Source organism: Hoskinsella mucinilytica (genome assembly GCF_045223415.1).
Taxonomy (GTDB): domain Bacteria; phylum Bacillota_I; class Bacilli_A; order Erysipelotrichales; family Erysipelotrichaceae; genus Hoskinsella; species Hoskinsella mucinilytica.
Genome location: NZ_JBEQZJ010000007.1, coordinates 69,401 through 83,638 on the forward strand (window position 1 = coordinate 69,401; position 14,238 = coordinate 83,638).

Consider the following 14,238-nt stretch of genomic DNA (forward strand, 5'->3'; position numbering starts at 1 on the left):
GTGGTGATACACTGCTTTAGGTGCTTATGAAAGGAGAAAAAAGCATGGTGAAAAATATTATTAAGAAAGTAAGCTCAGTGTTTATGGCATTGTTGTTAATGGTTACTATGATGCCATCAATCAAAGCAAATGGATCCACATATGAGATTACAGATATCCAGGTCGGAGAGATCTTTTACAGTGGAGATACCATCGAAAATCATACAGAAAATATGGTTATGTTAGATTGGCAGGGTGTTTCGGATATCACAGAATCAGAAATTATGTCTTATGGTTCTTTGACAATGCCAAATAATTATGAAGAATATACCTTAGTAAATATTAATACTGATATTCCATATTCTCCAGTATATACGTTTGCACCTACTTTAAAACCTAGTGCATCAGCTGATACCGTTATTTTGATCGGAACAGTTGGGACAGCAGTGGATCATGATTTTAAAATCAAATTAAGTGCTGATAAATTAAACGAGTCATTGGCAGTAGGAACAGAACTGGAAACCATTACTCTTCCAGATGGGTTAAAAGCAACATATAAGGGTATCAGTGATTTAACTTATCAAAACATTATTGTGAATATATCAGGAACACCAACACAAGAAGCCACTGGATCCATGGATATTAGCATTCCAGGATCTTGGGTGGAAAGTGGTAGTACATTAAAAGTTAATTGTGTAGCAAGTTATCTGATCAAACAACCTGTACCAGCTGCATCTATGGAAGCAGTATCCATAGAAGGAAAAAAAGGGGAAGCGATAGAAGAAAAAGTGTGGATCACACTTGTAAATGATAAAGTTGCTTCTAATCCAAATTTGAATGTAGAAGCACTTACTAATTTACCAAATGGATTAAAGGCAAGCTATATGGGTAATATGAGTGATACTTCTTTAACGATAAAAATATCAGGAACACCGGAAGCATCAGGGGAAGGTGTTTTGGACATGACGATTCCCGGTGAATGGCTAGAAAGTGGAAAAGATCTTGTCGTAACAAAGAATAGCGAAACGAAATTTAAAATCACAGAGCGTACTGCGACAATTGAAAATGTAGAAATAGAAGGAACGGTAGGCACAGCAATCGATAAGGATATCAAAATCAGCTTAAAGGATGACCAATTAAATCAAAGTTTGGCAATCGGTACAGCATTAGGGACTGCCAATCTTCCTGATGGATTAAGTGTGACGTATAAGGGTATCAGTGATTTAACTTATCAAAATATTATCGTCAATGTGTCAGGTACACCAACAGAAGTATCCAATGGAACAATAGATTTTACCATTCCAGGTTCTTGGTTAATCAGTGGTGAAGATTTGAAAGTACAGGCAAATAATGCAACCTATAACATTAAACAACCGGCACCATCTGCGACAGTAGATTCAGCTTTGATTCTAGGTAATAAAGATGTAGATTTAAATACCTATGTTTTGGTCACACTTGTTAATGATAAAGTTGCTTCTAATCCGGATATAACAAAGAATCCACTAACCAATTTGCCAAGTGGAGTAAAGGCAAGTTTTCAAGGAAGTACAAGTGATACCTCATTGACAATTCAAATCAAAGGAGCTCCAACCGTAACCGCAGAAGGTGTCTTGGAAATGACGATTCCCGGTGAATGGCTGGAAAGTGGAAAAGATCTGGTTGTTACGAAGAATGATGATACAAAATTTAAGATTACAGAACGTAGTGCATCTACGAAGCCTGTCACCATTCAAGGAAATGTAGGAACAGCAGTTGATCAAGATATTAAAATTAACATAAAAGAAGATAAATTATTGCAATCACTTAATGTAGGAGCAGTATTGGAGGATATTAATCTTCCTGATGGTTTAACTGCTACATATAAGGGAATCAGTGATATGACTTATCAAAACATAATCGTTAATGTTTCAGGAACACCAACACAAGTAGGTAATGGGGCATTGGAAATTACTTTATCAGGATCTTGGTTGGAAAGTGGAAAAGATTTGAAAGTAAAGACAGTAGATTCATCTTATGTTATCTTACAAAGTGTACCAACAGCAAGTATGGAAGCTAAGGTAATCAATGGTGTCGTAGGTGAAGCAATGGAAGAACAAATCAAGATTACAATTGCCAACGATAAAGTATCTTCCAACGTAGATGTCACAAAGAAAGCAACGACGAATTTACCGAATGGTCTACAAATGAGTTATTTAGGTAATATGACGGATACATCTTTAACTTTAAAAATTTCAGGAACACCACTGGAAACCGGAAAGGGCAATTTAGAAGTTACCATACCTGGCGAGTGGTTAGAAAGTGGAAAAGATTTAAAAGTCACCGTTAGCCCAAGTACAGTATTTGCAATTGAAAAAATAACTGTATTCCAAGGTAATGATGCAACATATGTAGAAGGAAAGAGTAAACATTTGGTCTTTCAATGTAATGGTAAATTAGAAAATCTAATTGGTGTATATGTAGATGGAAAAGCAGTAGATAAGAATATGTATGAGGTTGCATCAGGAAGTACCATTCTGACATTAAAAGATGAGTTTATGAAGAAACTTTCGAATGGAGAACATACGTTAAGATTGACATATAAAAATGATATTGAGATAAAAACCAATTTTAAAGTGATTCGCTCTGAAGATGATGAAGATAAAGACGATGTAAATGAGAATGATAATAATAACAATGACAAAGACAACAACAAAGACAAGGATCAATCCAATGATGAGGTGATCAAAGGTGCGGGAGTACAACCATTTGGTATTTCAAGTTCTATGATGGTAGTGGCAATTGCCGCAGGTTTCCTGATTTTAAAGAAAAAAGAACAGAAAAGATAATATAGAAAAAATCCCATGAGTTTGTTTGTGGGATTTTTTTTGTTGTTGTTTTGTTGTGTGTATGAAGCTATGATAAAACAAGCAACTGGAAAAAATTGTAAAATATGTCAGAAAATATAAAAGGAAAGTGTTTGATGTTACAATAATAATAAGAAATGAGGGGTATTAGATGATACGTTATATCAATATATCATTAGAGATTTTCGGTGCTTTATTGTCTATTGTTATTATGTGCTCCATGTTAATAGGAGATCAAAAGAAAGATAAGTGTCATCAAATGTTTATCTATATTTTGATTTGTAATGCTGCATTATTGTTATCTGATGCCGCAGCTTATGGGTTTAAAGGTAATACAGATTGGTTCTATGTGATCATTGTATATGTCGCCAATTTTTTGGTGTTTACGTTGGGTTATGTTTTGATGGTACTATATTCTTATTATTTATATTGGTTTATCAAACAAAGAACCAAAATAAAAAAGAATGTTCTTTATTTGATAGATGTCATTGTTGTTATTTCTATTTTATTGGCAGTGATTTCACAATGGAATCATATGTATTATTATATAGATGAATTTAATATGTATCATAGAGCAAACTGGTTTTGGCTTTCTCAGGTATTGGCCATTTCATGTATGTTGATCAATGCAGGACTTCTATTTGCTTATCGAAAATGTCTAAGTCATTTGGAGTTGTTATGTTTATCTTCACAAATCGTTTTGCCAATCGTGGCAATGTGCATTCAGATAAGTATCTATGGAATCGCACTTTTGTATATCGCAACCACCATATCTACACTGATCGTGTATTTATATATTCAAAGTCAAGCGGCGAAACAGATGAAGGAGAAAGAACTGGAGTTGTTGCATTCTCGTGTTTCGATCATGCTTTCAATGATACAGCCACATTTTCTTTATAATTCTTTAACGGCAATCGGAAGGCTTTGTGATATTGATCCTCAAAAAGCAAAAATCGGAGTACAACAAATCGCACATTATTTAAGGGAAAATTTAAATTCTGTGACAAATGAAAGTGACATTCCTTTTGAACAAGAGTTACATCATATTGAAATTTATTTATCGCTTGAAAAGATGCGTTATGGGGAGTTGTTACAGGTACGATATGATATACAATATCGTGATTTTTATTTACCACCATTGTTACTACAGCCACTAGTTGAAAATGCAGTGAATCATGGCATTGCGAAAAAAGTGGAGGGTGGAACAGTTACCATCAGTTCGAAGAAAATAAATGATATGATCATTTTAGAAGTGATGGATGATGGAATCGGTTTTGATGTAAAGCAGATGGAGAAGTTAGATCAAAGTCATATTGGACTTAGAAATGTAAAAAATAGGTGTGAAATGATATGTGGTGGAAGCATGAAAGTAGAAAGTGAAATCGGAAAAGGATCTAGTGTGATGTTGTTTCTACCTGAAAAAGATGAATAGAGAATTCATACAGCAAGCAATTTGTTGTTAGTTTGTTATGGTTTATCATGGATAATGAATGCATTATATAGACAAAGTGAAGGGTGATTGCTGTGATATTTGTAGTAATGGATAATGAGAGATTAGCAATGGAGGATTTGATGACAACGATACGAAACATGGATGACACCATTCAAGTTTATGGTTTTTGTTTGGCAGCAGAGGTTATCGCATTTGCTAAGGAACATAATATTGATGTCGCTTTTTTGGATATCGAAATGCCGGATATCAACGGTTTACAAATCGCAAAGTATCTAAAAGAAATCAATCCTCATACAAACCTTATCTTTGTGACAGCGTATGCTCGTTATGCTTTAGAGGCTTTTTCGCTTTATGCAAGTGGATATTTGTTAAAGCCTGTGTCAGCGAAGATGATTCAAGAAGCGTTACATCATCTTCGCTATCCATTGGAAGCGCAAAATAAACAACGTGTTAAGGTACAGACATTTGGCAATTTTGAAGTATTTGTAGATGGTCATCCACTTCATTTTTCACGTAGTAAATCAAAGGAAATATTGGCATATTTAGTACATAAAAAGGGTAGCGGATGTACCCTTAGAGAGTTGTTTGCGGTATTATTTGAAGATAAACAATATACCATATCCATACAAAATCAAATGCAGACATATATCTCTTCCATGATGAAGACATTAAAAGAGGCAGGCATTGAGGATATCATTGTCAAAAAATTCAATCATTTTTCTGTGGATATCACCAAAATCGATTGTGATTTTTATAAGTTTATGGATTGGGATGTCGATGCTATCAATTCTTATACCGGAGAATATATGGCAAATTATAGTTGGGGAGAATTTACTGTAGGTTATTTGGAACAGAAATTAAAAATGATGACAAAGGTGAAATAAGAAAAACTGAAGACCATGGAGTACTTCAGTTTTTTGGTATTAGTCTAATGCATATAATTTACGATACTTACTTGTAAGATAATCAATATAATAACTTGGATCGAATGGAATTCCTGTAGCATGAAGTAAGATATCATCAGCCTTTTGATAGGCACCAAAACGATGAACATGCTCTTGTAGCCAAGCAGCGATTTCTTCAAAGTGATTCTTTTTCAAACAATCAGCTACATCTATTTGTTTCGACATTGCATCATAAAATTGAGCAGCGTATGCACTACCTAATGCATAGGTTGGAAAGTATCCAAAGTTTCCGGCACCCCAATGCATATCCTGTAGAATGCCCTCACTTGCGTTATCAGGACGTATTCCTAAGTATTCTTCATATTTATCATTCCACATCGTTTCTAATTCGTCTAGATTCGCATGTCCATTGAATAATTCTTTCTCTAGTTCATAACGAATCAAGATGTGTAGAGGATAGGTCAATTCATCGGCTTCTGTACGAATCAAGGAAGGTTTAGAAACATTGATCATTTCCATAAAGGCATCTAAGCTGACATCTTTTAATTGTTCAGGGAAATAGCTTTGTAAAATAGGAAATTGTACTTCCCATAATGCACGATGTCTTCCGATATGGTTTTCCATGAAACGTGATTGACTTTCATGCATGGCATAGCCGATTTGATCCTTTAATGCAGTTTGATCGTAAGTCGGATCGACTTGTAGAGAATATAAGGCATGTCCATATTCATGAATGGTTGAGAAGATACCGGACATCAACATATGTTCATAATAATGGGTAGTGATCCTGGCTTCATTATCACTGAAAAAATCAGTGAAAGGATGTTCGGTTAAGCCTAAGATACACTTATCATGATCCATTTTTAAATAGTCTAATAATTGTGCATTGAATGCTGCTTGTTTTTCCACATCATAGCTTTGAAATAGGATGGAATCATCTATATGCTTTCCTCTTTCCTGTATTTCTTTGATCAATGGCACCAAGGATTCTTTGATTGCTTTGAAGAAAGCATCATACGTTTCCACATTCATTCCATCTTCATAACTGTCTAACAAATAATCATAATCCGATGTTTTATCTTTGAGATAGCTTAAGACTTCTTTTTGTTTTTGAATGATTGCTTTTAGGTGTGGTTCAAAGATGTCGTATTGATTTTGTTGCTTTGCTTCATACCAAGCAGTTTCACTGTCGTTTTGAATTTGGCGCATAGCGATATACACCTCTTTTGGTAAGACACGATTCAGTTGCATACCTTTTAGAAACAACTGTAATTCACGTTGTTCTTGGGGATCATCACTTTGCTTAGCAAGTGCTTCGATTTGTTTTAGCGCATCAGGATCTGTGGCCATACGAAAAGCTTCACCACTTAGGATCGCCATCGCTTTGTTGCGTTTTGGCATACCTTTTTTTGGCGCAATCGTATGTAAATCATAATACATCGTATTCAATGCCATCGCATAGGCAGCTTGCTTTTCTTTGTAATCTTTAAAAAATGCTCTTAATTCATTCATATTGTATTCACCTCTAGTTGTTATTGTATCATACCTTTCGGAATTTTACTTTCCTAATCCATCGATTTATGGTATGATACCTATGAAAAAAGGGAGCTTGCTTGACAGGCTGAGAGGAAGTTGAATGACTTCGACCGTACCTGATTTGGATAATGCCAACGTAGGGAACTGATTGCTGATGAAGGAATTTGCCCATGTTGGTAGATTCCTTTTCTTATATCAGAAGGGAGCAGTTATGGATGATATCACTTGTATCTTTGATTTAGATGGAACTTTACTTGATAGTATGCATGTGTGGGATAATTTTGCTGTTCAATATTTAAAAGGAAAAGGAATTTATACCAATCAGGCATTGGATCAATTGTTTGAAGCTATGCGCATGGAAGAGGCAATCGACTATTTACATACGCATTATTTGCCAACACTTACGAAGGAAACGATTTCTAGAGAGGTTTATGAGCTGTTATGTGATTGTTATAGATCCATGCGCTTAAAACCGGGGGTAAAGGAATGTGTGACATCTTTACACCAAAAGGGGATTCGCATGGGAGTGTTGAGTGCCAATCATGTTGCAGTATGTGAGGCAGCTTTGAAGAAGCATGGATTGTTAGAATTTTTTTCTTTTATTGTGAGTTGTGAACAGCTGCATTTATCGAAAGAAGATCCTACATGTTTTCTTCAAGCTTGCGAGATGATGAAGATGAAAAAAGAACATACTTTGATCATTGAGGATGCATTACATGCCATACAAGGAGCGAAGAAAGCGGGATTTTATGTTGTGGCGGTGAAGGAACGCTCACAGAACAAGGATGAAAAGGAAATCAAACAATGTGCAGATACTTATATCGAGGATATGAGAGAATTGGAGGAAATGATATGCAAAAGGTAGTAACGATCGCAGGAACAGACCCAAGTGGTGGTGCAGGGGCACAGGCAGACTTAAAAACATTTATGGCGCATAAGGTGTATGGTATGAGCATCATTACAGCATTGGTAGCGCAAAATACGTGTGGTGTAAAGGATATCATGAATGTTACACCGGCTTTTTTAGAAGAACAATTCGATTGTGTTTTTGATGATATCTATCCCGATGCAGTGAAGATCGGAATGGTATCCCAACCACAATTGATCGATGTAATCGTCAAAAAATTAAAACAATATCAAGCATCGCATATTGTTGTAGATCCTGTTATGGTATCGACTTCAGGGAATCGTTTGTTGGCAGAAGAAGCATTGAACTTGTTGAAAGATAAGCTATTACCACTAGCAGATATCATTACACCGAATATTCCGGAAGCAGAAGTATTGTGTGGATATTCGATACATAACAAGGCGGATATGGTAAAAGCGGCAGAGGAAATCGCTAAGCATTATGATGGTTATATCTTGATCAAAGGCGGACATTTTGATGATTGTGCGGATGATCTTCTCTATGATCATGGAAATCAGATATGGCTTTCTTGTGAAAAAATCGAAAATCCAAATACGCATGGTACAGGATGTACACTATCCAGTGCGATTGCAAGTAATCTTGCATTGGGTCTTGATATGGTCACAAGTGTGAAACAGGCAAAGGCTTATATCACAGGAGCACTAAAGGATGGACTTGATTTAGGTAAGGGAAGTGGACCGTTAAATCATTGTTGGAATATGAAATAAAAATGTAAGAAATGAGAAAATAATCGCTTCATTTACAGAAAAGTGTTATAATGTAACGCATAAGGAGTGTGAATGATCATGAGAATTGGAATTCCAAAGGAAATCAAAAACAATGAAAATCGTGTATCTTGTACACCAGCAGGTGTATTTACTTTATGCAAAGCAGGTCATGAGGTCTATGTAGAAACAAATGCCGGAATCGGCAGTGGTTTTACAGATAAGGAATATGAGGAAGCAGGTGCAAAGATCGTAGCTGTTGATGAGGTCTTTGCGAAAGCAGACTTGATTGTGAAAGTAAAAGAGTATCTCCCTAGTGAATATCATTATTTACGTGAAGATCAGCTTGTATTTACTTATTTACATATTGCTAATGATGAAGCATTTGCGAATGCTTTGTTGACATCACATACAAGTGCGATTGCTTATGAAACGGTTCGTGATAGAAAAGGTGGATTACCTTTATTGACACCGATGAGTGAGGTTGCGGGTCGTATGGCAGTACAAGTGGGCGCAACGATGCTACAAAAGAACAATGGTGGTCGTGGATTGTTGCTTGGTGGAGTACCAGGTGTATTTCCTGCAGAAGTTGTGATCATCGGTGGTGGAACGGTAGGTTTGAATGCCGCAAAAATAGCTTGTGGTTTGGGCGCAATCGTTACCATTTTTGATATCAGTGCAGATCGTATGGGATATATAGATGATATTTCAGGAGGAACCATTCATACCGCATACAACAACGAATATAATTTGCGTAGAGCATTACGTAGTGCGGATCTTGTGATTGGTGCTGTTCTGGTACCGGGCGCTAAGGCTCCTAAAATCGTCACAGCGGATATGGTTCAAACAATGAAACAAGGAAGTGCGATCGTTGATGTCGCAATTGATCAGGGTGGATGTATCGAAACCAGTGATCATATCACCACACATGATGATCCATATTTTGAACGATATGGTGTCATGCATTATTCTGTTGCGAATATGCCGGGAGCTGTACCACGTACTTCTACTATGGCATTGTCAAATGCTACCTTACCTTATATACTGAAACTAGCGGATAAGGGGCTTGATGCTTTGAAAGAGGACGATGGATTCTTATTGGGATTGAATACTTGTAAGGGTCATATCACTTATCAAGGAGTAAGTGAAGCATTACATTTACCATACCAAGATCCTAAAGCGTTGTTATAGAACATGAAAAAGCAGTTGATGAATGTCAACTGCTTTTTGTCAGCCTTAAGAGAATAATAACTCCATGGATTCTTTACTGTTTGCTTGTACAATTTTATAGAAGTAGTCTTTCTGATTTAAATCTCCTCGTTCAATGTCTTCATCGATGACACCATCTCGTATAAACAAAAGACGTTTTGAGTAGCTGGCAATCATGGCATCATGAGTTACCATGATGATCGTAGCGTGATCGTTTTCATTCAGTCCTTTTAATATATTCAATAGATCATGAGAATTTTTAGAATCCAGATTACCGGTTGGCTCATCTGCGACTATCAGCTTAGGATTGGTAACCAAGGCTCTTGCGACAGCACATCGTTGACATTGACCACCGGAACATTCTACAGGATATTTATCTAATAAATTTGTTAATTCCAACTTTTGTGCAACTTCTTCCACACGTCTTTTGATTTCATCCTTTTCTACTTTTGCTAAAGTAAGAGGGACACCGATGTTTTCTCTTAACGTTAAGGTATCCATAAGGTTAAAGGATTGGAAGATAAAGCCCAGATTTTCATAACGGAATTTTCCTGTTTCCATTTCCATCATTTTATGCACACTGACACCATTGATCTTGACCGTACCTTTGGTTGGCATATCGATGGTAGAAAGATTATTGATCAAGGTAGATTTTCCTGATCCGGATGGTCCCATGATACAAATAAAGTCACCTTCATAGACATCCAGAGAAATGCCATGTAGCACTTCTAATTCATTTTTAGTATGTTGATTATATATTTTCACAAGGTTATTTGCTTCTAGTATTTTATTCATTGTCTTATCTCCTATTCTTCGTATGTGATTGGTTTTGTTAATGCTTCTTTAAATATCAAATTACAATAGACTTTATACATGATGATCCCTGACACACTGATCATTGCGATAAATAACAACAGCATGGATATCATGAAGTTTAAAGATATGACATGAATCATGGTATACATGGTTGAAATCACAAGCAAGAGTGGGATACATATGAAAATGATCAAAAAGAAGAATCCACTGATTTCTTGATGAATGATGCGTTTGATATCGGATTTTAAATATCCGATGGACATCATGTTTTGAAAAATACGTTTTTTATTTAAAGCGTCACTGGATAACTTATAGCCAATACAAATACATATCAATAACAAGGATACGACATAAGATACTAAGACCACCATAAAAGTCGCATCATCGTTTCTGAATTTACATAAATAAAAGAATAAGATAGATACATCTACAAGGATGATCGTCACCAATAAATTACTGTTGATGATACTGTAGCGTAAATTACCTGCGGATATGACTCGACATGGATCAGAATAATGAAATTTATCTTTCAGCCATTTGATGGCATCAGGAAAGACATAGCGAAAAATATTTGCCGGTCCCAATATAATTGCCACAGAGACATAAATCATGAAAATGAAGTTAATTTTTGAAAAATCAAGACTGCATAGGTAATAAAGAATACCACCATAGATAGCCAGATAAAATACTTTAAAGTACATGTTTTTAGGTTTACCTAATGGATCCATGCTTTTCTTAGATTTTAAAAGGGTATCCAAAGAATCCATACGATAGATAAATCCACTATCTACGATGATCAACCAAAAGCCAACCATAAACAAGGTAATCAAACAATAAATCATCGCATCTGTGGAAAAAGCAAAGATCGGTGCGGAAATACCCATACTTTGATAAATCAAATAATTGATGATGGGATGACATGCAAAACCAATCAATGCACCAATCGGTGCTGCTACACATAAGATAATAAAGTTTTGAACGATGAGAAAAATAGATAGGCGAATGACGTTACAGCCACTAATCATCATTACCCCGATATCTTCTACCTTGGACATCAAAAAGAATTTATTTGAAAAGAAAACCGTGATGACACATATGAAGATCATCAATAAAGAAAGGATCATCGTGAAGATGCCATTTCCGATTCCACCATCAAACTGCGCAAAGGCAATGGTATTTGCCATATTTGTCATAGATGATGTACCATAGTAGGGGTTGCCTAAAATAGAAAAAAACAGTGTGATCACTGCAGATGCTGCGATAATTGAGAACGCAAAAAAATAGGCATTTTTTGGTTTGCGCCTTAAATTATCGTAAGCGAACCTTACGAGTTCCATAAAAAAATCTCTCCTCCTGAATTTTTGAAGCTTTAGCCATTATTAGGATAGCACACTTCACAAAAACATACAAGAAAAGAAGAATGCGGTTACATAAAACTGTGATAAAAAAAGAAATCATTGTGGATTGATTTCTTTTTTAAAATATGCGATTTCCATTCTTACAACTCTATTGTTTTCCAAAGGAATCTTTTTATCCATCACTAGCAATTCATCATCTGCTTTGATGCGATAATGACCCCAAATTTGATCGTTTTTGATACGATTGCGACAAAAATTACAAGGACTTGTTTGAGATTGAAGAATATCATAGCATTTTCTACCATGGTACTCTGTATCATCTTTGATATGGAATGCCTTTTTACCTGCTTGATTGATATAAAGCAATTCATGGGTGTCATCATCTATCAAATAGATGATTCCTTCCATATGAGCCATAATGATCTTGATGCATTCATCTGTTTGTAAGATATTACTATAGTCATATACAGCATGTTTCAAGTAAACCGGATCCACATCTTTCAGATAATACTCATAGAATTGATCATGTGGAATGGGTTTCGATACAAAATAGCCTTGTCCCATATCACAACCAATGGTACGTAGATAATCTAATTGTTCTTGCGTTTCTATGCCTTCACAAGTGACTTTGATATGATAGTTATGCGCAATCTGTACAATCAGCTCTATGATATTTTTTCCTTTTTCACTCATATCATTTAAAAAGCTTCTATCAATTTTCAACACATCGATTTCTAAGGTGTTTAAAAGATCCAAAGAGGAATACCCGGTTCCAAAATCATCCATGGAAATCAAAAAGCCATGTGCTCTCAGCTTGATCAGGGTTTGAAATACGGCTTCGGATATTTCATGGAAAGCACTTTCTACGATTTCAATTTCAATACTTTGCGGTTTGATTTGATGTTGATCTAAAATAGCACAGACCTTTTCATAAAAATCACGTTGTAACAGGGTTACTCTGGAAAAGTTCACCGATATGGTAAAGCCGGAGCATGCCAATGCATGTTCCTCAAGGAAAGCACAAGCATGATCTAACATATAAAAATCAAGTTCACTGATCATACCACTGTTTTCAAGTTGTGGAATAAATTCATCCGGTGTTAAAAATTGATCTTCAGAATAGGCCCAGCGAACCAAGGCTTCTGCCGCCAGAATATGTTCATCTCTGATGTTGAATTTAGGCTGTAGATAGAATAAGAAATCCTCATGTTCTATCGCACTATGTACCTTCTTTAGGATCATATTCTCATGATACAATTGAATCAATAGATTTTCATCATACCAAACGATTTGATTATCACCTTGAAATTTTGCGTTTTTATGTGCGAGATTGGCATGATCGATGAGACCTTGAATTTCGGCTTTGGTAAAGGCCTTGGTATCGATATGACAAGCTCCGATACAAAAAGAGATTTCATCGGATATATTTAAAGATGCATGATCTTTGATATAGTGAAGGATGTCATCCTTCAATGATTCTACGATATGTTCTTGTTGTCTTTTTAAGATGAGGAAATTATCCGCATTCACTCTGGCACAAGTTTCTTTTTCTTCCATATGATTTAAGATTGCTTTGGCAGTAAGCTTTAATAGCTCATCACCGAACGCATATCCATAAGCACTGTTTAACATCTTGAAATGATCGATATCAAGGTACATCAGAATATAATCATTTCCATGTCCCATAGAAAGTTGTAACATGGCTTCTTCCATAAAGGCTTCAAAGTTATGGATGCCCGTTAGATCATCGTAGTTTTTCAGTGAATTGATTTCCGTACGTTTACGATAATACCAAAAAGAAAAGAAGCCAATGGACATCACCAGATAAGTGGCAATGCATTTCATCATAAAGGTTAGCTTTCTAGTAGAGTCGGATTCTGCTGTTTTTACAAGTGTATCAGCCATTTGATAATATTGTTCACTTGTTTCTAACAATGCTTTTTTATCTCCACCGTTTCTTACCTGTGCAATCTGTATTTTCATGTTATTCCAAACCTTTTCCATATCAGAAAGCTGTTGTTGATAAGAATCGCTATGAGAGCTACTTAATCCGAATTTACCTTCTCCGGTTGTTAAATCATAAATGATATCATCTAAATATTGAATGATATCATCACTGGGTATATCCTGTAATTCTTTTTTGATGAGTCGTTGGGTTCCTCCACGTACGATGCCGCTATAATTAATGATTTGTGCATCACCGAGATTTTGATAGATAGAGAAGCCGGATATCAGAAGTGCAATGACCCATATCACAGTGTATAAAATGACACCAGTCCTAATTTTCATAATTCCTCTCCTTAAGCAGGATCAATATATCTATGCTATGAATAAATTACTATCATAATCATATCACATATTATAATGTTTGAGCGTATTTAAATAACGAAAAATAAAGGATTTTTCTTACTTTTGTCACATTTAAAAAGCTAGATGGCTGAAATTGTAATATGTGTTATAAAGACGCTTGTGAGGGCGTGAAAATTCACGTTTTATGTGATAAATCC

General features: G+C 35.6%; 10 protein-coding genes and 1 riboswitch. Of the genes, 6 read left to right on the forward strand and 4 right to left on the reverse strand.

The genetic code is table 11. The features are described from left to right. Positions 1–44 precede the first annotated feature (44 nt). The 3 genes from UGRO018_RS03750 (at position 45) to UGRO018_RS03760 (ending at position 5,159) form a co-directional block, all read left to right on the forward strand. Complete coding sequence (locus UGRO018_RS03750; RefSeq protein WP_416325116.1) at positions 45–2,804, forward strand: hypothetical protein; 2,760 nt, start codon at positions 45–47, stop codon at positions 2,802–2,804. Positions 2,805–2,973: 169 nt separating this feature from the next. Beyond that, on the forward strand, positions 2,974–4,254 hold the full coding sequence (locus UGRO018_RS03755; RefSeq protein ID WP_416325117.1) for a sensor histidine kinase: 1,281 nt from the start codon (positions 2,974–2,976) through the stop codon (positions 4,252–4,254). A gap of 92 nt (positions 4,255–4,346) precedes the next feature. Continuing rightward, positions 4,347–5,159 (forward strand): response regulator, encoded by an 813-nt coding sequence (locus tag UGRO018_RS03760; protein WP_416325118.1) that lies wholly within the window; start codon positions 4,347–4,349, stop codon positions 5,157–5,159. Between the two features lie 39 nt (positions 5,160–5,198). Here UGRO018_RS03760 and UGRO018_RS03765 read toward each other — a convergent pair whose 3' ends face one another. Further along, positions 5,199–6,692 (reverse strand): carboxypeptidase M32, encoded by a 1,494-nt coding sequence (locus UGRO018_RS03765; protein ID WP_416325119.1) that lies wholly within the window; start codon positions 6,690–6,692, stop codon positions 5,199–5,201. A gap of 79 nt (positions 6,693–6,771) precedes the next feature. Then, a riboswitch (TPP riboswitch) is annotated at positions 6,772–6,876 on the forward strand. A 51-nt stretch (positions 6,877–6,927) separates the two neighbouring features. On the opposite strand from UGRO018_RS03765, the gene UGRO018_RS03770 reads away from it, so the two are divergent. The 3 genes from UGRO018_RS03770 to ald all read left to right on the forward strand — a co-directional run bounded on the left by UGRO018_RS03770 (position 6,928) and on the right by ald (position 9,539). Further along, positions 6,928–7,581 (forward strand): HAD family hydrolase, encoded by a 654-nt coding sequence (locus tag UGRO018_RS03770; protein WP_416325120.1) that lies wholly within the window; start codon positions 6,928–6,930, stop codon positions 7,579–7,581. Further along, complete coding sequence (gene thiD, locus UGRO018_RS03775) at positions 7,569–8,351, forward strand: bifunctional hydroxymethylpyrimidine kinase/phosphomethylpyrimidine kinase (protein WP_416325121.1); 783 nt, start codon at positions 7,569–7,571, stop codon at positions 8,349–8,351. Before UGRO018_RS03770 ends, thiD begins: the two co-directional genes overlap by 13 nt. 78 nt (positions 8,352–8,429) lie before the next feature. Next, positions 8,430–9,539, forward strand: coding sequence for an alanine dehydrogenase (gene ald / locus UGRO018_RS03780; RefSeq protein WP_416325122.1), 1,110 nt, complete (start codon positions 8,430–8,432; stop codon positions 9,537–9,539). A 45-nt stretch (positions 9,540–9,584) separates the two neighbouring features. Here ald and UGRO018_RS03785 read toward each other — a convergent pair whose 3' ends face one another. The 3 genes from UGRO018_RS03785 to UGRO018_RS03795 form a co-directional block, all read right to left on the reverse strand. Next, the gene (locus UGRO018_RS03785) at positions 9,585–10,352 is read right to left on the reverse strand and encodes an ABC transporter ATP-binding protein (RefSeq protein ID WP_416325123.1); all 768 of its coding nucleotides are present in this window, start codon (positions 10,350–10,352) and stop codon (positions 9,585–9,587) included. Positions 10,353–10,363: 11 nt separating this feature from the next. Next, positions 10,364–11,710, reverse strand: coding sequence for an ABC transporter permease family protein (locus tag UGRO018_RS03790; RefSeq protein ID WP_416325124.1), 1,347 nt, complete (start codon positions 11,708–11,710; stop codon positions 10,364–10,366). Between the two features lie 117 nt (positions 11,711–11,827). Then, positions 11,828–14,020 (reverse strand): EAL domain-containing protein, encoded by a 2,193-nt coding sequence (locus UGRO018_RS03795; protein ID WP_416325125.1) that lies wholly within the window; start codon positions 14,018–14,020, stop codon positions 11,828–11,830. Positions 14,021–14,238 lie beyond the last annotated feature (218 nt).

Coding starts and splice junctions, on each gene's coding strand:
- ald (WP_416325122.1), top strand. CDS start 8,430: ATGAGAATTGGAATTCCAAAGGAAATCAAAAACAATGAAAATCGTGTA.
- UGRO018_RS03750 (WP_416325116.1), top strand. CDS start 45: ATGGTGAAAAATATTATTAAGAAAGTAAGCTCAGTGTTTATGGCATTG.
- UGRO018_RS03790 (WP_416325124.1), bottom strand. CDS start 11,710: ATGGAACTCGTAAGGTTCGCTTACGATAATTTAAGGCGCAAACCAAAA.
- UGRO018_RS03755 (WP_416325117.1), top strand. CDS start 2,974: ATGATACGTTATATCAATATATCATTAGAGATTTTCGGTGCTTTATTG.
- thiD (WP_416325121.1), top strand. CDS start 7,569: ATGCAAAAGGTAGTAACGATCGCAGGAACAGACCCAAGTGGTGGTGCA.
- UGRO018_RS03795 (WP_416325125.1), bottom strand. CDS start 14,020: ATGAAAATTAGGACTGGTGTCATTTTATACACTGTGATATGGGTCATT.
- UGRO018_RS03770 (WP_416325120.1), top strand. CDS start 6,928: ATGGATGATATCACTTGTATCTTTGATTTAGATGGAACTTTACTTGAT.
- UGRO018_RS03785 (WP_416325123.1), bottom strand. CDS start 10,352: ATGAATAAAATACTAGAAGCAAATAACCTTGTGAAAATATATAATCAA.
- UGRO018_RS03765 (WP_416325119.1), bottom strand. CDS start 6,692: ATGAATGAATTAAGAGCATTTTTTAAAGATTACAAAGAAAAGCAAGCT.